The sequence below is a fragment of the Nocardia salmonicida NBRC 13393 genome (assembly GCF_001613085.1).
In the GTDB taxonomy this organism is placed as follows: domain Bacteria; phylum Actinomycetota; class Actinomycetes; order Mycobacteriales; family Mycobacteriaceae; genus Nocardia; species Nocardia salmonicida.
In genome coordinates this window covers 49,906-70,299 of sequence record NZ_BDBR01000022.1, presented here as the reverse complement: position 1 = coordinate 70,299, position 20,394 = coordinate 49,906, and the positions used below count along the sequence as shown (strand labels likewise).

18 protein-coding genes are annotated in these 20,394 nt (G+C 67.3%); 8 read left to right on the top strand and 10 right to left on the bottom strand.

The genetic code is table 11. The annotated features are described in order from the left end of the window. The first annotated feature begins 2 nt into the window (after positions 1 to 2). Together NS1_RS21670 and NS1_RS21665 are read left to right on the top strand one after the other, a co-directional pair. Positions 3 to 1,184, top strand: coding sequence for an ABC transporter ATP-binding protein (locus tag NS1_RS21670; protein ID WP_062987192.1), 1,182 nt, complete (start codon positions 3 to 5; stop codon positions 1,182 to 1,184). Next, the gene (locus tag NS1_RS21665; protein ID WP_062987190.1) at positions 1,159 to 1,869 is read left to right on the top strand and encodes a 5'/3'-nucleotidase SurE; all 711 of its coding nucleotides are present in this window, start codon (positions 1,159 to 1,161) and stop codon (positions 1,867 to 1,869) included. The genes NS1_RS21670 and NS1_RS21665 overlap by 26 nt, the downstream gene beginning before the upstream one ends. Here NS1_RS21665 and NS1_RS21660 read toward each other — a convergent pair. From NS1_RS21660 to NS1_RS21650, 3 genes are read right to left on the bottom strand one after another with little or no spacing between them, the layout of a single operon-like run. Continuing rightward, positions 1,847 to 3,358, bottom strand: a complete 1,512-nt coding sequence (locus NS1_RS21660; RefSeq protein WP_062987188.1) for a class I adenylate-forming enzyme family protein — start codon at positions 3,356 to 3,358, stop codon at positions 1,847 to 1,849. The genes NS1_RS21665 and NS1_RS21660 overlap by 23 nt on opposite strands. Continuing rightward, positions 3,355 to 4,557, bottom strand: coding sequence for an NAD(P)/FAD-dependent oxidoreductase (locus NS1_RS21655; RefSeq protein WP_062987186.1), 1,203 nt, complete (start codon positions 4,555 to 4,557; stop codon positions 3,355 to 3,357). The genes NS1_RS21660 and NS1_RS21655 overlap by 4 nt, the downstream gene beginning before the upstream one ends. A gap of 13 nt (positions 4,558 to 4,570) precedes the next feature. Beyond that, positions 4,571 to 5,503: a PDR/VanB family oxidoreductase gene (locus NS1_RS21650; protein ID WP_062987184.1), complete on the bottom strand. Its 933-nt coding sequence runs from the start codon at positions 5,501 to 5,503 to the stop codon at positions 4,571 to 4,573. A 181-nt stretch (positions 5,504 to 5,684) separates the two neighbouring features. On the opposite strand from NS1_RS21650, the gene NS1_RS41350 reads away from it, so the two are divergent. Further along, the gene (locus NS1_RS41350; RefSeq protein WP_218019962.1) at positions 5,685 to 6,095 is read left to right on the top strand and encodes a hypothetical protein; all 411 of its coding nucleotides are present in this window, start codon (positions 5,685 to 5,687) and stop codon (positions 6,093 to 6,095) included. A 12-nt stretch (positions 6,096 to 6,107) separates the two neighbouring features. Here NS1_RS41350 and NS1_RS21640 read toward each other — a convergent pair whose 3' ends face one another. The 7 genes from NS1_RS21640 to NS1_RS21610 all read right to left on the bottom strand — a co-directional run bounded on the left by NS1_RS21640 (position 6,108) and on the right by NS1_RS21610 (position 15,469). Then, positions 6,108 to 7,331 carry a vWA domain-containing protein gene (locus NS1_RS21640; RefSeq protein ID WP_062987182.1) on the bottom strand — a complete coding sequence of 408 codons (1,224 nt, stop codon included), beginning with the start codon at positions 7,329 to 7,331 and terminating at the stop codon, positions 6,108 to 6,110. After that, positions 7,328 to 8,575, bottom strand: a complete 1,248-nt coding sequence (locus NS1_RS21635; RefSeq protein ID WP_062987180.1) for an AAA family ATPase — start codon at positions 8,573 to 8,575, stop codon at positions 7,328 to 7,330. Before NS1_RS21635 ends, NS1_RS21640 begins: the two co-directional genes overlap by 4 nt. A gap of 132 nt (positions 8,576 to 8,707) precedes the next feature. Then, a complete protein-coding gene (locus NS1_RS21630; protein WP_255284631.1) occupies positions 8,708 to 10,192 on the bottom strand; it encodes a hypothetical protein in 1,485 nt (494 codons plus the stop codon). Between the two features lie 165 nt (positions 10,193 to 10,357). Then, complete coding sequence (locus NS1_RS21625; RefSeq protein ID WP_371852068.1) at positions 10,358 to 11,776, bottom strand: glyceraldehyde-3-phosphate dehydrogenase; 1,419 nt, start codon at positions 11,774 to 11,776, stop codon at positions 10,358 to 10,360. A 386-nt stretch (positions 11,777 to 12,162) separates the two neighbouring features. Then, a complete protein-coding gene (locus NS1_RS21620) occupies positions 12,163 to 12,756 on the bottom strand; it encodes a hypothetical protein (RefSeq protein ID WP_062987333.1) in 594 nt (197 codons plus the stop codon). A gap of 74 nt (positions 12,757 to 12,830) precedes the next feature. Continuing rightward, a complete protein-coding gene (locus NS1_RS21615) occupies positions 12,831 to 13,274 on the bottom strand; it encodes a DUF5990 family protein (RefSeq protein WP_062987331.1) in 444 nt (147 codons plus the stop codon). Positions 13,275 to 13,363: 89 nt separating this feature from the next. Further along, a complete protein-coding gene (locus NS1_RS21610; RefSeq protein WP_062987178.1) occupies positions 13,364 to 15,469 on the bottom strand; it encodes an MMPL family transporter in 2,106 nt (701 codons plus the stop codon). Positions 15,470 to 15,561: 92 nt separating this feature from the next. On the opposite strand from NS1_RS21610, the gene NS1_RS21605 reads away from it, so the two are divergent. The 5 genes from NS1_RS21605 (at position 15,562) to NS1_RS21585 (ending at position 20,368) form a co-directional block, all read left to right on the top strand. Further along, on the top strand, positions 15,562 to 16,077 hold the full coding sequence (locus NS1_RS21605; protein WP_056810973.1) for a MarR family winged helix-turn-helix transcriptional regulator: 516 nt from the start codon (positions 15,562 to 15,564) through the stop codon (positions 16,075 to 16,077). Between the two features lie 541 nt (positions 16,078 to 16,618). After that, on the top strand, positions 16,619 to 17,050 hold the full coding sequence (locus NS1_RS21600) for a DUF7144 family membrane protein (RefSeq protein WP_062987176.1): 432 nt from the start codon (positions 16,619 to 16,621) through the stop codon (positions 17,048 to 17,050). Positions 17,051 to 17,115: 65 nt separating this feature from the next. Continuing rightward, positions 17,116 to 18,243, top strand: coding sequence for a glutamate--cysteine ligase (locus NS1_RS21595; RefSeq protein WP_062987174.1), 1,128 nt, complete (start codon positions 17,116 to 17,118; stop codon positions 18,241 to 18,243). Positions 18,244 to 18,301: 58 nt separating this feature from the next. Beyond that, entirely contained in the window at positions 18,302 to 18,529 is a 228-nt protein-coding gene (locus NS1_RS21590; RefSeq protein WP_307591946.1) for a three-helix bundle dimerization domain-containing protein, read from the top strand. 132 nt (positions 18,530 to 18,661) lie between these two features. Beyond that, on the top strand, positions 18,662 to 20,368 hold the full coding sequence (locus tag NS1_RS21585) for a SulP family inorganic anion transporter (RefSeq protein WP_062987172.1): 1,707 nt from the start codon (positions 18,662 to 18,664) through the stop codon (positions 20,366 to 20,368). The last annotated feature ends 26 nt before the right edge of the window (positions 20,369 to 20,394 follow it).

Sequence of the window (20,394 nt, the reverse complement as noted above, 5' to 3'; positions counted from 1 at the left end):
ACATGACCAGTCTCAGTGTGAGCGAGCCCCCGGTGCTGACCACCGAGCTCGATCTCTCGGCCGGTGTGGTGCTCGACGGCATCACCAAGCAATACGGCGAGGACCGCCCGGCTCTCGACCTGGACCTACTGCACGTACCGGGACAATCGCTCACCGTGTTGGTCGGCCCGTCCGGCTGCGGTAAATCGACCGCGCTCGGCGTGGTGTCCGGTCTGATCACCCCCACCGCGGGGCGGGTGCTCATCGACGGCGCCGACGTCACCGAGGTGTCGCCGGGACGGCGCGGCGTCTCGATGGTGTTCCAGGACTTCGCGCTGTACCCGCACATGACGGTGGAGCGCAATATCTCCTTCGGCCTGCGGCTGGAGGGCAAGCACAACCGTAAGTCGGGGTTGGACCGCACCGAGATCGAGCGGCGGGTAGCCGGTGCGTGCGACAGCCTCGGGCTGAGCGAGCTGCGCCACCGCAGGCCCGCGCAGTTGTCGGGTGGTCAGCGTCAGCGAGTCGGGTTGGCCAGAGCGATCGTTCGGCAGCCGAAGGTGCTGCTGCTCGACGAGCCGCTGTCCGCGCTCGACGCGCAGTTGCGCCAGCAGGCGCGAGTGGAGCTGGTGCGGCTGCATCGTGAGCTCGGCAATACCGTCGTGCTGGTCACCCATGACCAGCTCGAGGCGCTGTCGATGGCGACGCATCTGGTGGTGATGAACGATTCGCGGGTGTTGCAGGTCGGTAGTCCGGCGCAGGTGTATCGGCGGCCGGTCGATCTGTTCGTCGCGACGTTCCTCGGTAGCCCGCCGATGAACCTGGCGACGGTGACCATGAACCAGGCAGGCGACGAGATGACCGGGTCCGGGCTGGAAGCGCTTCTCGCGCAACCTGTCCCCGGCGTGCCTGCCGAACTGACGCTGGGCTGGCGGCCCGGCGACGGCGCGCTCCGACGCCACGACGGCCCGGGACTGCTCGTGCACGGTGTGGTGGAGCTGGTCGAGTTCACCGGCGACTCCAAGATCGCGCAGTGCACCGGCGAATCGGGTCGCTGGGCCGTGACGCTGCCCGCGAACGATCCGGCACCGGCCATCGGCGCGCGGATCCAGGTCTTCGTCCCGGCGGACCGGCTGCACCTGTTCGATCCGGAGACCGGTGCCAGAGTGACGGCTTTCGATGCACCTGCTGATCACCAACGATGACGGATTCCGCGCGCCGGGTCTCCTGGCGTTGGCGGAAGCCGTGCGCGCGCTCGGCATCGACGCGACGGTGGTAGCACCGAGCGGGCCGATGTCGGGCGCGAGCCAGTCGCGACGCAGTGGCGTCGCCACGGAGTGGGAGTGGGCGGCCCCGACCGCCGGAATTCCCACGATCCACATGGGATCGACACCGGCGGCCTGCGTGGTCTTCGCGCTGACCTCCGGGGTCATCGCTCCGGTAGATCTGTGTCTGAGCGGGGTGAACGCGGGCGAGAACATCGGCGCCACCCTGAATGTCAGCGGCACCTACGGTGCGGTGCAGGAAGCGGGAGCGCGCGGTGTGCCCGGCATCGCGCTCTCGCGCGAGTTCGGTGGACCGTGGGCCGAGCCGCACGCCTGGGACTGGAGCTGGGTACCCGAGGCGACCGCCCGGATACTCACCACGCTGCTGGCAGCGCGGGCGGGCTGGTTCACCGCGAACGTCAATCTCTCCGGCACCGACCGGGGCGCCGATCCGGCCTACACCCGGGTCAGCCGCGCGCTGTACTACACCGACGTCTTCGACGTCGCCAGCGGCGCCATCCTCAGCACGATCGGTTACCGTGCCGAGGATCTGGCGCCCGATGACGACATCCACGCCTTCGCCGAGCAGCGGCGGACCAGCATCACCCTCGTCCGGCGGGCTTGAACGGTTCGGACCGCAACGTGGTCTTGACGATCTTCCCGCCGGGGTTGCGCGGCAATGGCGCCGTGCGCACCGAGAAGTACTGGGGCACTTTGAAATCCGCGAGAAGTGCGCGCAGGTAGTCGAGCACGGCGGCTTCATCGAACTCGGTGCCGGCCACCGGCACCACCACCGCGCCGACCTTCTCACCCATCATGTCGTCGGGTACCCCGACGACCGCGGATTCGCCGATGCCCGGGGCGCCGGCGAGCGCGTTCTCCACCTCGACGCAGTACACGTTCTCGCCGCCGCGGTTGATCATGTCCTTGGCCCGGTCGGCGATCGACACCAGTCCTCGCTCGTCGATGCGGGCGAGGTCACCGGTGCGCAGCCAGCCGTCGACGAAGGTCGCGGCGGTGGCGACGGGGTTGTTCCAGTAGCCGGCCACGACATTGGCGCCGCGGATGAGCAGTTCCCCGACACCGCTGACCGGGTCGGGCGCGTCGATGGCCAGGTCGACGATCGGCGCGGCGAACCCCACCGATTCCGCGTGCTCGGTGGCCCACTCATGGGGCAGGTAGGTCGAGATGGACGAGGTCTCGGTGAGACCGAAACCGTTGGCCAGGCGCGCGTTCGGGAAGTGCTCGGCGATCTCGGCGACCAGCGCGGGCGCGACCGGCGCACCGCCGTAGGCGACCCGGTTCACCCCGCTCAGGTCGAAATCGGCGAAGTTCGGTTGCCGGAACGCGAGGTAGTAGATGGCGGGAGTGTTGGTGAGCGAGGTGACCCGCTCGTCGACGATCGCCCGCAGGAAGTCCTGAATCTTGAACTGCGGCAGGATGATCGTGCTGCCGCCGATGGCGAGCTGCGGAATCAGCTGACTGTTGCACGCGGTGACATGGAACAGCGGCACCGAGACCAGGTTGCGCAGGGTCGGGCCCTCGTCGGTGCCGATGTCGGCGAGTCGGCGCACGTTCTCCACCGTGGACAGCAGGTTGCGGTGGGTGGTGATCGCGCCTTTCGGCCGTCCGGTCGTGCCGCTGGTGTAGAAGATCGCGGCCGGATCCTTCGGTGCCGCACCCTCGTAGACATAGGGATCGCCCTGCGGCAGCGTCTCTTTCGGGCCGAAAGTGAACGAGGCGGCGGAATCGGTCAGGACGTACTCGATCTCGGGGGCGGCGAACCGAGTGTTGACCGGCACTGCCACCGCGCCGGCGAGCACGATGCCGAGGAAGCCGACCACCCAATCGGTTCCGGCATCCAACAGACTGGCGACGCGGTCCCCCGGTTGAATTCCCTGGTCCCGCAGCCCGCCGGCCACCCGGGCGGCCCGATCCCACAGTTGCCGGTACGAGAGTCGCTCGCCGCCGATCTCGACGACGGCTTCCTGGTCAGGCCAGGTCCGCACCGTGTGGCGCAGCATATCCACCAGCGAATCCGGCAGGCCCGCGTAGTGCGCGACACCGTGCTCATCGCGAAAGATTCCGACGGTGTCGAACGGTTGCACGGTCATCGTGCGCCCTGCGGATTCAGCAGCGGGGCGAGATTGTCCTCGGTGAAGAACTCCCGACCACTGAGCCCACCCGCCATCATCCGGAACCACTGCTGCGTGTGTCTCGGGCTGCTCGGCAGCGCCCGCATCACCTCGACATGCTTGTCCGGCAACACCAGTCGCGAGGACTCACAGGTGAACCGGTACATCGGTTTACTCGACCGATCGCGCTGCGCCTGATACTCGGCGAGCGCTTCGTCGAGTGGCCGCGCCGACGACAGTCCTTCGTGTGCGCGCTCGGCGAGCAGATCGGCGTAGGTGAACGCGTCGCTGATCCCCAGACCGGTGAAGGGGTCCTTGTGATATCCGGCGTCACCCACCAATGCCCAACCGGGGCCGTGCGATTGCCGATAGAAGTTCTCCGGGTAGCGCGCGATGTAGAACCGCTCCTCGCGCTCGCCGGTCTCGAGTAGTTCGGCGAGGTCGGGCGCGGTTTCCTTGAACGCCAACGAGAAATTGCCCTCGACATCGGTACGAAACGGTGCGAACCGGTCGACGTATTGCACACACCACATCAGCGTCTTGCCGTCGTTGGTCGGCCAGCCGCCGACCGCCTGCTTGTCGCCGATGCGCAACTGACTCTGCATAGTCAGACCGGACCAGTACGAGTAGCTGGTGAAGGTCTCCCCCGGGATCACGTCGTACTTCTCGGCGCCGGTGAGCTGGGCCACGGTGGAGGCGTAACCGTCGGCGCCGATGACGAGGCGGGCGTGTTCGACGACCGGTTCGCCGTCGCGGTCACGCCCGACGATGCCGGTGACCTGCTCACCCTCGCGCACCAGATCGAGCACGGTGACGCCCTCCCGCAGATCGACACCGGCCGACCGAGCGGCGTCCTGCAACAGTTTGTCGAGCACGATGCGCCGCGGGGCGTAGGTCTCGGCGATGCCATCGATGGGGTCGGAGAAGCCGGAGAACTGCGCGTCGGCGTAGGACATCGTGATCGAGTGAATGGGCGTACAGCCCGTGGCCTTCAGTTGTTCCAGCAGGCCCCAATCCCGCAGCCGCGCGAGACCACTCTGCCGCAGCATGTGGGTCGAGACGGCGTCCTTGGGAAACAGGGCCTGGTCGACGCAGAGCACCCGGTAGCCGCGGCGCGCGAGCAGCATCGCGACCGTGGCACCAGCGCAGCGCGCGCCGACAACAATGACATCGTGCACAGTCTTCGACCTTTCAGGCATCGAGCACAAGACGGTCCGTGCGCGCTCGGGAGACGCAGATCATCATGGTTTTGCCCGACTCTTGTTCAGCCGGTGTGAGAACCGAATCGCGATGCTCGACTTCACCTTCGAGCACGGTGGTTTCGCAGGTCGCGCACGTTCCTTCGCGGCACGACCACAGCACGTCGGCACCGGCGCGCTCGAGCGCGTCGAGGACCGACGAGTCGGCCGGAACGTCGATGGTCCGGCCGGAGCGATTGAGCACGACCGTCGTCGGCCGGTCGGGTCCGGTCGACGCGATCTCCTTCGGATGGAAACGCTCCACGCGCAGAGCCTCCGACACACAGTGCTGTTCGACCGCGGTGAGCAGCGGCTCGGGGCCACAGCAGTACACGAGCGTGTCCGAGCCCACCGGCGCGAGTATCTCGGCCAGTGGCATCAGCCCGACTTCGTCCTGCGCGTAGCGACGAACCCGCGCACCGTAGCCCGAGAGCTCCTCAGCGAAGGCCATCCGCGCATCGGTGCGACCGCCGTAGTGCAGTTGCCATGCGGCGCCGCGCTGTTCGAGTTCACGGATCATCGGCAGCAGCGGGGTGATCCCGATGCCGCCGGCGATCAACAGGTAGCTCGCTGCCGGGGCGAGCGGGAAATTGTTGCGGGGCTCCCGGATCTCCAGCAGCGTGCCCGGCCGTACTTTCTCGTGCATCCACGCCGACCCGCCCCGACCCTGATCCTCGAGCAGCACCGCGATGCGATAACTGTCCCGATTCGCGGGATCGCCACACAGCGAGTACTGACGAACGACGCCGTCGGGCAGGACGACATCCACGTGCGCACCCGGTGCCCACGGCGGCAGTGGCGCGCCGCCGGGGTCGGTGAGCACAAAGGACAGCACGCCCTCTGATTCGTAGGTGATGGACCGAATTCGCACAATCGCGCTGATCACACGACGAGTCTGGCAGGGCTTCGGCGGCCCGAGGGGATTGATACTTTCAACGAATTGCCGGATTGAAAACGGGGCGATCAGCGATCGGTCGCCAGCGGGGAGAAACGGTCAGGAATCGAGAAGTTCCGAGGTCGGCGCCGTGGCAGCATTGCTTTTCCACGGATCGACGAAAGGGTTTTCGATGAACATCATCGGAGTTCGGCGAGCTCATCGATGGCTCGCCATCGGCTTTGTCGCGGCAGTACTCATCACGGTGATCGGGTTGTCGCTGAGCGGACCGGAATGGGTTGTCTACCTGCCACTGATTCCGCTGGCCGGACTGTTCCTCACCGGTTCGGTGATATATGTGCTGGTCTACCGCGGCTCACGAACGGGTCCGGCGGTCGGCGGGCGCGTTCGTCAGCTACATCGTTGGTCGGCCGTCGTGTTCGTAGTCGCCGTTGTCGCCACTGTCATCGCATTGGCGCAGCAAGAGCCGGTGGTGTGGGTGTCATATCTGCCGTTGATACCACTCGCCGGACTCTTGCTGTCGGGGTCGGTCATGCTGGTGTCGCCGCTACCACGGGCGCGCCGGGCTGCCTCCGGCGGATAGCCGACCGCGACTTCAGCCGATGTCGACCACCCGCGCCCACGCGGGTGGTCGGTCCGGAACATAATCGGGATCGTTCTCCTGCCATGCATGGCCCCTGCGGAAGAGGCCGACCACGGTTCGGCAGGCCGGTTGTTGTGACGGCCAGGGCGTTTGACCGTCCGTCAGGGCCACGAGCACATCAGGGCGGGTGCGCAGGGCCTTGGTGAAACCGGTGCGCAGGTCGGTGCCGCCACCGCCGATGAGCGACATCCCCTCGGCCTGGCACAGCGGGTGGGCGATGCGTGCCGCGGCGTCGCAGGAGAACACGGTGACCAGGTCGCGGCGGCCGCCGACGGCGCGGATGATGGCGGCGACTTCGAGCAGCGCGCTGCCCAATTCGTCGTCGCTGACCGATCCCGAGGTGTCGATGACCACGCCGACCTTGGGTGGGGTGCGACGCAGGCTCGGCAGCACGATGCCGGGGAGCGCGGTCGAGCGGCGGGCGGGGCGCCGGTAGGTGTAGTCCTCGCCGACACCGGGGGCCGACGCGGCCGCGCGCAGGGCAGCACCGAGCAGGTCCCGCCATGGTTGAGAAGGGTGCAAGGCCTCGTTCGCCCAGCGTCGCCAACCCTGGGGCGCGTTCCCTGGACGGCCGACGATGCCCTGCGCCACGAGGAACCGGACGCCGTCGCGCTGCTGTTCGCTGAGCCCGTCCGCGCCGTCGGGACCCAGCTCCCACTCCCGGTCCGATCCGTCCGCGCCGCTACCGCAGTCGAGCCACGCCATGCTTTCCGTCAGATGCCCGAGGCTGAACTGACCCAGGTAGTCCTCCATGAGTTGCCCTGGGTCCAGCCCCAAGGTGCTCGGCAGAACCGCGCCTTCGGGCCAGACCAACCCGTCGCCGAACGCGTCGTCGTTGATCTCGGCATCCGCGGCGATATTCATTCGCAGCCGCTCGCCGCGGCCGGTCAGCTCGTGGGTGTGGGCGTAGCGATCACTGCGCGCGTGATGGTCGCGCAGCAGGTGCGAAACCTCGTGCACCAGTATCGACGCCAGTTCTTCCACCGGCGTGTAGTCGACGAACCGTGGCGAGACGTAGCACCGCCAGTGTTTGTCCACGCCCATCGTCGACACCCCTGCCGACTCGACGATGTTCAGGGCGTACAGGGCAGTCGCCAGATAGGGGCGGGCCGAAACCGCTTGCAGCCGTGCGGCATAGAGCTTGTCGAAATCCAGCCCGGTCGTGTCCGCTGTCATCGGCCCGCCTGGACGGCGACGCGAGCCGCGGCGCGATCGGCACTCCGCGACACCGACACCACCCCGGCTAGTTGTTCGATCGCCGCGGGCACCTCCCAATTGTCGCGGCGCAGCGTGGCCAGAGTTGTCGCGGGAACGACCACCAGGTCGGGTGCTCCGGTTTCCACGGCCTTCACCAGCAGCGACCAAGCCGCATCCCACCGCGCCCGCTCCGGTCGCTTGCGCACCGCGGCCACCACACCGTCGAGAACGGCCTGGCGCAGGTCGCCCCTGGTCGGCAGTTCGGCGGCGACAGGATCGGCCAGCAATGCTTCCGGATCGGGCAGATCCATCCGATCGATGCTGGTCAGCAGTTCGAAACCCGGGCCGTCGCCGACCGTGCCGCGGATCAACTGCGACAGCACATCACGACTCGCATCGGCCGCGGTGGCGAAGGCGATCAGCCGCACGGTCATCTCCCAACTCCGCGGAGACGCCCAGGCGCCACCCCGCCGGGATTCGGTGGTGGGCATCTGATGCACGAGCCTGGGCCTGGCCGCGAGCAAGGTGCAGACCGCACGACGCGCGAATACGACTGCCTCCGAGAGTTTTTCGGGCGCGAGCCGAGGCAGGGTCGCGCGCGGCCATGTTCCCCCGAGGCCACGGACGACGACGTCGTGCTCGTGGGTCCACTGCAGGTGCACGAAGCGGTTCGCCAGCGGCGGGCTCAGCTCCCAGCCGTCGGCGGCCGACGAGCGCGGGTTGGCGGCCGCGACGATGCGCACACCCGGCGGCAGTTCCAGTGCGCCGACCCGTCTTTCGAGAACGACGCGCAGCAGCGCCGCCTGCACGGCGGGCGGTGCGGTGGACAATTCGTCGAGGAACAGCAGGCCGCGCCCGGCCCGCACGAGTCGAACCGCCCAGTCCGGCGGCGCCATCGGAACACCCTGGGTCGCGGGGTCGTCGCCGATGATCGGCAGGCCCGAGAAGTCCGACGGCTCGTGCACACTCGCGATCACCGTGGTCAGCGGCAGGTCGAGCGACTCGGCGAGCTGGGTCAACGCAGCGGTCTTGCCGATGCCCGGCTCACCCCACAGCAGTACCGGCAGGTCGGCGGCCGCGGCCAAGGTGAGAGCTTCCAGTTGGGTATTGCGACGCGGCTCTGTGTGTACTTCGCCCAGCATGGCGAGGAGTTCGCTCGCGATGTCGAGCTGGGAGTCGGCGGCGCGAATCGGGAGCGGCGGGCGGAAGGTGTGAACAGTCATGTGTGAATCACCTTTGGGTTCAGAAGAATTCGATGGATGAGCGCAGTGGAGCGAGCTCGGTCCCCGGGTCGGTCGACGAAGCACGAAGGTCGGCAGCGCGACACAGCGTGACCCCGATGGCCCGAAGACAACTCAGCGCAAGATCAGGCGTTTCGGACGTGCGCGACGACCCTTGCGGTCGTACCGGTCGGGAGGGGTGTGGCCGCGACCGGGCGCAGGTAGACCGGCCCGGAACAGGCCATAGGTAATCCGTTGTCGTACAGCTGCTTCGAGTGCGTCGCGAAGTGGTCCGTCGCGCAGCACCGCGTCGGCGCCGAGCTTGCCTTCGACGATGGTGAGGGCGCCGTCGATATCGCCGTGGTCGAGGCGGTCGCAGACGCCGACTAGCCAATCCGGTTGGCGCAGCGACCGGTCGATGGCCTGCAGGCAGGGCATCGGGGTTCCGGTCAGGGCCGCCAGGAGTTCCTCGCGCCGGATTTCGGTGGGGTCGTGATCCAGCGCGGCCAGCACCCCGTTCACCAACCCGATGCGATGACGTTCGCCCCGGCACTCCACGATTCGATGAGCGGTGTCGATCTCGGAGTTCTCGCTCGGCATGCCGTCGTGGCCCAGCACCGAAGCGACCAGTGGATGCAGTTGGTCGGCGGCGATCGCGCCCGCGCGCAGCAACTCCAGGTCGGGGAGCACCCAGGTAGCGGCGTCGGGCAGGACCGGAAGGGCCGAGATTCCGCCGCGCGAGTGCGCCTTCGAAATGCGCACCGCGGGAGCGTTTTCCCCGTCGGCGCGAACGTCCAACACCACCCGTTTCCGTGCACCGCACCGCACCAGCACCAGCCCGGACCGCTGCCCCTCGGCGCGCAGCAGAATTCCCGCTTCATCTGCCCACCGGTCGACGGCACAACCCGGCAGCACCGATCCGGACAGCGTGAGACCGGGATCGTCACCGGGCGTCACCACGGCCGCGCGTTGTCCTGCCCCAGCACGGGTTCGCAACTCCCCCACCCTGCGCGAATCCCACAGGTGACGATGCAGGTCGAGCCGGTAGCGACTGTTGGGTCGGGGATGTGGGTGCATGCGCGCACCGGTTCCGGGGCTCGTCCCGTCCCACAGTGCGAGGCTTATCCGCTGACCGGCAGCCGCCCATGCCGGTGGCGTCCGTACCACCAGATGCACGGAACCCTCACGGAGACACTGTGTTCCGCCCTCGACGTTCGTGATGTCCTCGGCGCCGTAGCGAGCCAGCACCATCGTCAACCCGGGTCGCAGCAGACCGTCCGGCGCGATTCTGGGTAGATGCCAGCGCAACAGGTCCGGTGCCAGGTACCGCAGGTCGGCCCGTACTCGGGCGGCGAGTCCTCGGCCGTGGGTCCGCGCCAGCCTTCGCAGATCCACATCGAGATCGACGTGCGCCGCGGTGCAGGCCCCCGACCAGTCGCCGACGAGCCGCCGTGCGGTGGCGACTTCGATCATGCCGGGCGGCACAGCGAGTTCACGCACACGCACCCACAGGGCTAGGCGCGCATCGTCATAGGACGCACGGGAGTACTGCGGATTTTCGGTGAATTCCCCGCGTTCACGCGGGAGAGAAGCCGGTGCGATGACCGGCGGGGGGCTCAACGGCCCGGGCGCAGAACGCCCTTTCGACTCGATGTCATGTCGCCAGTATGCACAACAACGCGCGACCCGACAAGCGGTGAGGTTCGGGTCGCGGGGTCTGCCACCGAGTCGACGAGGCGGGCGGGCCCTGGTCAGCGACCAGATGCCCGCCCTGCCGGAGCGTCGCTACCGTGCGTCGGTCAGCTCGCGCGTGTCGGACTGCGCACCCAGCTGCGGGTAGGTCGGGTATTCGATGCCCGAGATGTACTGCACGGTCCGCACGACCTGGCACGAATAGCCGAATTCGTTGTCGTACCAGACGTAGAGGATCGCGGTATCACCCTCGACGATGGTGGCGTTGGCGTCGATGATCGAGGCCGCGCGCGAGCCGATGAAGTCGCTCGAGACCGCGTCGGTGGCGGCGGTGTAGTCGAGGTTGCGGCTCAACGGGCCCGCCAGGGACACCTGACGCAGGTAGGCGAGGACGTCTTCCTTGGTCGTGTCCTGCTTCAGCTGCAGGTTCAAGATCGCGACCGAGACATCGGGGGTGGGAACGCGGATCGAGTTGCCGGTGATCTTGGCCTTGAAGTCCGGCATCGCCTTGGCCACCGCGGAGGCGGCGCCGGTCTCGGTGAGCACCAGGTTGAACGGCGCGGAGCGGCCGCGACGGTCGGCCTTGTGGTAGTTGTCGAGCAGGTTCTGGTCGTTGGTGAACGAGTGCACCGTCTCGACGTGTCCGCGAACGATGCCGAATTCGTCGTCCATCGCCTTGAGCGGCGGCACGATCGCGTTGGTCGTGCAGGAGGCGCAGGAGAAGATCTGCTGCGACAGGTCGAGGTCGCGGTGGTTCACACCGTGCACGATGTTGGGCACGTCACCCTTGCCCGGCGCGGTGAGCACCACCTTCGCGATGCCGGGGCGCAGGTGCTGCTCCAGACCGTCGCGGTCACGCCAGCGACCGGTGTTGTCGATCAGGATCGCGTTGTCGATGCCGTAGGCGGTGTAGTCGATCGTCGTCGGGTCATCGCTGTAGATGAACTTGATGACGTTGCCGTTCGCGGTGATCGTATCGTTGTCCGCGTCGACCTTGATGGTGCCGTTGAAGTGCCCGTGCACCGAATCCCGGCGCAGCAGCGACGCCCGCTTGGCGAGGTCGTCGTCACCACCCCGGCGGACCACCACCGCACGCAGGCTCAGCCCGTTGCCCGACCCGGCCTTCTCGATGAGCAGCCGGGTGACCAGCCGCCCGATCCGCCCGAACCCGTAGAGCACCACATCGCGCGGTCCTTGCGAGACGGCCTTGTTGCTGTCGCTCACCTCGGCCAGCACCGAGGTGGTGTACTCCTCGACCGAGAGCCCACGCCCATCGGCGTGATAGGCCATCACGAGCTGGCCCAGGTCGATCTTGCACGGTCCCAGATCCAACCGGCTGATCACCTGAAGGAACGGCAGCGTCTCGTCCACCGACAGCTCTTCGCCGCCGATCTGGCGCGCGAAGCGATGCGTCCGCAGAATGCTGATCACCGACTTGTTCACCAGCGACCGACTGTGCAGCAGAATCGTCACACCCTTGCTGCGGTACAGCGTCCCGATGATCGGAATCATCGCCTCAGCAGCAGCTTCCTGAGCGTTCCAGCGATCAAGTTGTTCGGTAATCAACACACGTCCTCTGGTTCATCGATATTTCCGCTGCATCGATGCTAGTGAGGGCGAAATTTTCACCGTAGACCACTCCCCACCGGTGAGATCGGCGTCGCACCCAGCCGGCACGAGCGCCGACGTCACCACGGTTCGCTCAGCGCCCGATATCCCACGCCGGCTGGGACAGATCCGGATGCGGCGAGCACCGCAACCGATCGAGCGCTTCCTGACGTTCTGGTGTGTGTCTGCCCCGATCGTGGACGAGTCCGACGGCCAGCACCCCGCCGGTGACATCGCCGCGCGCGATCAGGCAGGTCGGCGGCGCGGCACCAGCCGTGGGTGGCCTCGAATCAGAACTTGCCTGTGTGGTGTTCGGTCCGGTGGCCCAGCTCGGCGGTGAACTCGGTGACGAACTCGTCGGTCAGGGGCGGCCAGCCCCAGAAGTCGAAGGCGAGGGTGCCGAGGGCGAAATCGTCAGCCCATCGCCAGGTCGTGATCGGGCTCGCTGTGGTGCAGGAGGCGCAGGTTGCCGAGCCTTCACCGGATTCGATCCAGGCGTCGATCGCGTCCGAAAATGGTTGCCACACTGCGGGATCGGCTTCCCAGGCCTGCGGGTAGTCGATGATCACGGTGGTCGCCGCGCAGTGGGGACAGATCGCGGCGGCCGGTTCGATGCCACCCTGGCCCGCGTAGTGGGCGTTTCTGCCGACGATCACGGCGACCGGCGCGGGGATCCAGTCCTCGCCCCAGTTCTGGGCGATCTCAGCCCAGTCCGGGCCCGCCACATACCCTTCGTCGACCTGGAGGCTGTACATCGCGTCGCGCGAGGTCTCCCGAAGCAGCCATCGCCGCGACACCATCCAGTCGACCATCCGCTCCGCCAACGCGCCCGCGTCCGCGGCCGCCACCTCGAGGTCGACGATTCGTTCGAAGAAATCACCCACCTCCACATCCTGCCACCGGGGACCGACCTTGTCTGCGGCCTGTCGGCACCCGACGATCAGGGCAGGCATCGCGGTCAGGTCGCGGCAGTCCACCGGATCTGGGGAGGTTTCACCCTCGCGCACAACGGGTTTCCGGTCGTATCGGTGAGACCGAGTCGAGCCTCGAGCACTCCCGATTCCGTCGCGGCAGCCAGAACCTCGGCAGGCACGTCGGCGAGCATCAGTTTGGCCCGCCGGAACATGGTGACGGTTCCGGCGTCGTCGACGGCGCCCCAGCTGAGGTAGAGGAAGCGTTCCCCTGGTCTGCCTTGGATGTAGGGTCCGCGGACGTCGGCGCCGTCGACGGTGCATTCCACAGTCCACGTGACGGAATCCGCGTCGCCACGTTGCAGGTCGAGCAACTCCTGCGGACGATTCTTCCGCTGCACGCCCACATGGATGTTCGAGTAGGCCGTCTCGATCCCCGGCGGTCGGCAGGACAACCCTGGCAGTTGCGTCCCCACGATTCGGATGAGCATCCGACCATCCTCGTGCATTCGACCGGTCGAAGGACACTGCCCGGTCGAGTTCGGCATGTGGTGCCGAACTCGACCGGGAAGTGTGACGATCAGCCCACGTCGGCTGTTTTCCTCGAAGCGGGCGACGCCGCCACAGCTTTCGTCGGCGCTCCTGGCCACCACACCTTGTCGCCGAGCAGCGCGAACAGCGCGGGAACGACCAACGTCCGCACCACGAACGTATCGAGCAGGATGCCGATTCCGACCACGATGCCCAGCTGGGTCAGGGTGATCAACGGCAGCACACCGAGAACACAGAACACCGCGGCGAGGACGACACCGGCGCTCGTGATGACGGCCCCCGTGGAGGCGACGGCGCGCACCATCCCCTGAGTGGTGCCGTGGGTACCTGCCTCCTCGCGCGCCCTGGTCACCAGGAAGATCGTGTAGTCCACACCCAGCGCGACCAGGAACAGGAAGCCGAACAGCGGCACGTTGGTGTCCAGCGCGGGGAAGCCGAAGACCGTGCCACTGATCCAGCTGCCCGCCCCGAGCGCGGCGACCGCGCTGAGTACCGTGACGCCGACGAGCAGCACGGCGGCGGGCACCGCGCGCAGGAGCGCCAGCAACACCAGCAGCACGACGGCGAGAATCAGCGGAATGACCAGCGCCTGGTCTCGGCGGGCCGCGTCGCGGATGTCGAGCGCCTCGGCGTCGGAACCGCCGACGAGGGCCTCGGCTCCGGGAACCGCGCCGACCGCTGTCCTGATCGCCGAGATGGTGGTGAACGCTTCCGCCGAACCCGGTGCGGCGTCCAGAACGACCGACCACCGCGTCGAACCGCCCGCGGACGTGCCGGTAGCGGTAGCGCGCGAAACGCCCTGCACGCCGTCCAGTGCCGCCTGCGTCTGCGCGATGGTCGCGCTGCGCGCGATCACCACAGCCGGATCCGAAGAGCCCGACGGAAAGTGTTCGGCCATCGTCTCCAGTCCGTCGACCGACTCGGCCTCGACCCGGAACTGCTCGGTCCGCGAGAGGCCGATATCGGTGGTCGCGAGCCCGGTCGCGAAGACGATCAGCACCGCCGAGGCCGCCCCGGCGACGATGGCCGGGCGTCGTACGACCTGCGTCGCGACACTCGCCCAGATGCCCTGCTCGGCCGTATCGCGACCGTCCGCCAGCGGCACGAACGGCCAGAACACCCGGCGCCCGCACAGTGCCAGCAGGGGCGGCAACGCGGCGAGCACGAAGATCAGCGCGACCACGAGACCGGCCGCGGCGAACGCGCCGAGGCTGCGGGTGTTGGGCAGCAGCGCCAACAGCAGGGTGAGCAGAGCGAGGACAACGGTGACATTGCTGGCGACGATGGCGGGCGCGGCACGACGCACCGCGGCGCGCAACGCCGCGCGATGGTCGGTGTGCCGATGCAGTTCGTCGCGGTATCGCGACACCAACAGCAACGCGTAATTGGTTCCCGCCCCGAAGACCAGAACGCTGGTGATGCCGGAAGTCGAGCCGTCGAAAGAGAGGCCGGTCAGATCGGCCAACAGCGTGCCGACGCTGGTGGCGACGCGGTCGGCGAAGGCGACCACCGTCAACGGCACCAGCCACAACACCGGCGAGCGATAGGTGACGATGAGCAAGACCATCACCACGATCGCGGTGACGATCAGCAACAGCGAGTTCGCACCGGAGAAGGAGTCGGCGATGTCGGCGCCGAACGCCGGGCCGCCGGTGATCTGCACGCGCAGGGTATCGGGTAGATCGGTGGTGACCTGGGTGCGCAGTTCGCCGATCCGGTCGGTGAGCGCGAACCCGTTGAGCTGCGCGGACACCGGAATCTGGGCGAGCACGGCGCGCCCGTCGGGAGCCGGGATCACCCGGGCGCCGTCGGCCGGCGAGACGCCGACCCTGGTGAGCGCCGCGTTCACCGCAGCGAGGTCGCCGGGCGTCAGCGTGCCGTCGTCGGTGCGCGTCGCCACCAGGATCGCCGCAGCCGTTCCAGCGTCAGGGAATTTCGCGGCGGCCTCGGCGGCCAAGGCCGATTCCGCCGACTTGGGCAAGGACACCGGCGCCTGGCCCGCGCTGTCGTTGCTGCCCGCCAGCCCCATCACGGCCATGGCGGCCGCGACGACAACCAGCAACACCGCCCACGATCGTCTGCCGGTGACCAGCCCGGCGAAGCGGTCCCATCCGTTTCCTCTGCTCGCTCGCATCACAAGAAAACTATTTCAGAAACTTAAGCAATCGGCAAAGCCCATGGTTGCGGCAGCTAAGCTCTCTGTCGAGCAGAGACAGGAGATCGCGCGTGGATGACGACACCGCCGACACAGAACCAGCCGTCGGTCGGCCGGAGTTGGAGACCGAGATAGCCAGGGATCTGCGTGCCCTGACCGCGATCTCCGAACAGATCGGTCATGCCTTCGCGCGATCGCACGACCTGCGCCCGAACGATTTCCGCGCCCTGATGCATGTCGCGACCGCCGACGCCGAGGGCTCGCCGGTGAGTGCGGGCCAGTTGAGCAGGTTGATGGGCGTCTCCGCACCGGCCGTCACCTACCTGGTCGAGCGCATGATCGAATCCGGGCACCTCGAACGCATGTCCGACCCGACGGACCGACGCCGAGTAAACCTGAGCTATACCGACCACGGCATGTCGGTCGCGTCCGGATTCTTCGGACCGCTCAGCGCCCGCACCCGCGCCGCGCTGGCCGCGCTGCCCGATGCCGACCTGACCGCCGCCCACCGCGTACTCGTCGGCGTCACCTCCGCGCTCCGCGAGTTCTACGCCGAGCTACCGGCGTCGGGGAATCCTGCCGAATAAGCGCCACGGCCCGAGCTGACGCCGCCGATTCAGCCGAACGATAACTCTCGCCCGTAACGCGCAGACTGAGTGCATACGTCAGCATCGACGGCAATTGTCCGGCAATCGATTCGATCGATAGGTAGTCTCGGTCGAACCGGGGCGTCGCCTACTTCGGATGGCGGACCGTGACACCTCGTGAGCACCGATCTTTACCGACCAACAGCCGGTCGCCCGATCGCATACATCTTTCGCGATTGCGCCGCTTCTTGTTAAAAGGAATCCACTCCGGTAAACTCTGGGCAACCCACGAATGTGGATACTGCACCCCTGCAGACCATTTCGTGGGCATGCGATTCTCGATGATGCACCACGACACCGAGCTAACACTCGCGCGCGAAAAAAGAGGGAGCATCAACCCTCGTCGTCACTACAACCACCACCGGTGGTCCACTGACAATGGATTCGAACATGTAGAAGTTTCCGACAGGACCTGCATCCATTCAAACGGCGGATCGCTTGGTGTCGAGTGGGCGGTCCTCAGCATCACCGAGGAGTCGACATGACCAGCAATACATCTGCGGTGCACAACGCCACGCCCGAGGCAGAGCCCTTCCAGCGGCAGGCCATCGCCGAGGGGATATCCATCTCGGCCGCGTTCATGCTCGTGATTTTGGCGGCGGTCTCCATTCTTCAAGGGATTTCCGCGATCGCGGACGACCAGCTGTATGTCGCCGGCATCGAATACGTCTACGAGTTCGACACCACGACGTGGGGCTGGGTTCATGTCGTGCTCGGCGCCCTCGCGCTGATCTGCGGCATCGGCCTTGCGATCGGATCGACGTGGGGTCGATACAGCGCGCTGGGAATCGCCGCGTTGGTCATTGTCGCGAACTTCATGTCGCTGCCCTACTACCCGGCCTGGTCCATCGTGATCATCGCGCTGAGTGTCGTGATCATCTGGGCAGTCTCCACCTGGCGACCCGCACGCTGAGTCCTCGTCGGATGTCTCCCCGATAGCTCGTCCACGGGTGAGCGAGGCGCCGACCAGGAGGAACGATGGCGTCCCTGTCGATCGACCAACGCGATCGGTTGCACCACAACGATGTCCGCGCGTACACCGTCGGCGTCGAGGAAGAGTTCGTGCTGATCGACCCGGCCACCGGATGCCCGTCTCTGACCAACACCACCGTGGCGGCAGCCGAGACCGGCGTCGATGTGCAGCTGGAACTCTCGCAATGCCAGATCGAGACCTGCACGCCCGTCTGCGCGAGTATCGAGGAGGTACATCGCGAGGTTCGACGGGCCAGGGTCGCGATCATCGCCGCCGCGGCTCGGTCCGGTTCGCTTCCGCTGGCGGTGGGGGTGCCGATCTGGGGCCCGCCTACCGGTTCCATCACCGACACGCCGAGATACCGGCGCATGGCCGAACGCTTCGGGGCGCCGGCCGAGCAGGTGACCTGCGGTTGCCATGTCCATGTCTGCGTCCCCGAGCGCGACCTCGCGGTGCAGGTCAGCAATCACCTGCGTCACTGGCTGCCCACCCTGCTGGCGTTGACAGCGAATTCGCCGATCGCCGAGGGCATCGATACCGGGCACGCCAGTTGGCGCCACATGGTGTGGGCGCAGTGGCCGAGCGCGGGCCCACCACCGTATTTCCGGTCAGCAGCCCACTATGACGACATCGTCGCGGACCTCGCCGAGGACGGACACATTCTCGACCCCGCGATGGTCTATTGGGACGTGCGATTGTCCGCTCATCTGCCGACCATCGAGATCCGAATCAGCGACGTGCCCGCCACCGTCGTGGAAACCGCCCTGTTGGCGAGTTTCGTGCGGGCCCTTGTCATCACCTCGGTCGCCGCCATCGACCGTGGGCACCTCGCCGTTCCGATCGCCGGCGCGCGCCTGCGCTCAGCGTGCAGTTACGCCGCCCGCGACGGGCTCTCCGGCACGCGATTCCCCACAGCCCTCACCCAACTGCTCTGCCACGTCCGTTGCGCCCTGGAGGAATCCGGTGACTACGAATTCACCCGCGACGCGTTGGCGGCAGTACTCACCAGCGGCAACGGCGCCGTCCGGCAACGCGGTGCCCTGGTGGCCGGCGGCCCGGCCGACGTCGTGGATGTGCTCTCGCGCCTGACCGTCGAAGGGTGCGAAGCCGACGATTCCCAGCGGGCGATATGACCAGACCGGTGAGTCCTGAGCGAGCAGGCGGTGGATGATGCGCGACGACAATGAATCTGTGCAGATCGATCAGGTGATCGAACGCCTGATCGCCCGTTTCCCCGCGGAATCACCGGCGGAGATCGAGCTCCTGGTGCGCCGTATCCATGAGCGGTTCGCCGATGCCCGTGTCCGCGATTTCGTTCCGCTGCTCGTCGAGAAGGCCGCTCGGCAAGCTGTCGGCGTCTACCCGATCGAGGTCACCGGCGAGGACCCGCACAGTGTCCCGTCCATGGCTACGATCTAGTTGATTCGCTCACCCTGCTGAAGGGCCCCCATCGAGAGAAGGACGGCGAGCTATGGCCGCCACGCACACGGTGCACGCGGGCCCGGTGGCGACCGCCTCCGCCCGCGCACGAGTGCGCTGAGGCGCCCGACCATGTCGTGGAAGGACCGCGTCACCGCGTTACCCGGGATCGCGACAGCCCGCGGATATCACCGTGCGTGGCTGCGAGCCGATATCACCGCGGGCCTCGTCCTGACCGCGTTGTTGATCCCCGCCGGGATGGGCTATGCCGAAGCAGCGGGACTGCCCGCGTACGCCGGGCTCTACGCGACCATCGTGCCGCTGCTGGCCTACGCCGTGGTCGGGCCGTCCAGAATCCTGGTGCTCGGCCCGGATTCCTCACTCGCCCCGCTGATCGCGGCCGCGGTGCTACCACTGGCCGCCGTCGACGATCCCGACCGTGCGCTGGCCCTGGCCGGAGTCCTCGCCGTTCTCGTCGGGCTCATTCTGCTCGTCGGTGGATTCCTTCGGCTCGGGTTCGTCACCGAGCTGCTGTCCAAGCCCATCCGACTCGGCTACCTGAACGCGATCGCGCTCATCGTCGTCGTCGGGCAGCTTCCCAAACTGCTCGGCTTCTCCGTCGATGCCACCGGCGTGCTCGCCGAGATCGCCGAGATCGGGCAGGCCGTGGTCCGCAGCGATATCGATCCCGTCGCGGCCGCTATCGGCCTCGGCACGCTCGCTGTCATCGTGGCCTTCCGCTGGTGGCTGCCTGCGATACCAGGTGTGTTGGTCGCGGTGGCGGGCGCTATCGCGATCTCGGCCGCCGCCGGACTCACCGACGACATCGGCATGGTCGGCGCCCTGCCCGAAGGCCTGCCGCTACCCTCCATCGGCGGCATCGGCTGGGACGACATCGGGCACCTGATCGGACCCGCGGCGGGGATCGCGCTGATCGCGTTCGCCGACAGCGGCGTGCTGTCGCGGACCTTCGCTTCCCGGCACGGGGAAGATGTCAACGGCAGCACCGAGATGAAGGCGATCGGGGTCGCCAATGTGGCGGGCGGTCTGTTCGGTGGATTTCCTGTCTCCGCGAGCGGGTCGCGAACTCCGGTCGCCGAACAGAGCGGCGCCCGCACGCAATTGGCGGGCGTCGTCGGCGCGATCGCCGTTCTGCTCTTCGTGCTGCTCGCCCCCGGGCTCACTGCATACCTGCCCGACGCCGCACTCGGGGCGGTCGTGATCGTCGCGGCCACCGCGTTGATCGATATCCGCGGCATGGTCCGGATGTGGCACATGAGTTCCGTGGAATTCGCCCTCGCGACAGCCGCGTTCGTCGGGGTCGCGCTGGTCGGCGTGCTGCAGGGCATCATCGTCGCGATCGGGCTCTCCTTCGTCGCGGTGGTCGCGCGGGCCTGGCAGCCCTACCGCACCGAACTCGTCCGGACGCCGGACCGTCCCGGCTATCACGACGTCGAGCGCCACCCCGACGGGCAGCGCATCGCGGGCTTGGTGCTGGTGCGGTTCGACGCACCCCTGTTCTTCGCCAACGGACAGATCTTCGACGAATACGTTCGCTCGGTCGTCGCCGATGCTCCGCCCCCGATCGAATGGGTCATCATCGCCGCCGAACCCATCACCGATCTCGACACGACGGCCGTAGACGAACTCGTCGATCTCGATAACTACCTCGCGGGCAAAGCAATTCAATTGATATTCGCCGAGATGAAGGGACCGATCAAAGACAAGCTGATCCGCTTCGGCGTCGGTGATCGGTTCGACAGGACACACTTCTATCCCACCATCGAAGCCGCGGTCGACGCTTTCCACCATCGAACCGACCGTGCCACGGACAGTTGATCCGCCCGCCACCGCGATTGATTGAT